At 68.1% G+C, this 232-nt stretch carries 1 pseudogene; it reads right to left on the bottom strand.

From position 1 onward, the window contains the following. Positions 1 to 232: pseudogene (locus tag IG84_RS0137550) on the bottom strand (biotin synthase BioB); the annotation flags it as partial.

Genomic DNA, 232 nt, shown 5'->3' on the forward strand with positions numbered 1-232 from the left:
GACGCGGTCCTCGTAGGTGTGCGTCGTGGTGATCTTCCCGTACGTCGCCTCGGACGTGTTGAGGTTGTGGTTGTAGGCGTCGGCGCCCGCGTCCTTCAGTCGCGACGCCTGGCCGTCGGAGAGCAGCCCGAGACAGGCGCACACCTCGACGCCCTCGTTCTGCTCCTTGATGGCCGAAATGGTCTGCGAGACGCGGTCCACGTCCTTGTCCGTGGGGCCGCGGCCGCTGGCC

Origin of the sequence: Streptomyces ochraceiscleroticus (assembly GCF_000720485.1) — a bacterium.
GTDB lineage: Bacteria > Actinomycetota > Actinomycetes > Streptomycetales > Streptomycetaceae > Streptomyces > Streptomyces ochraceiscleroticus.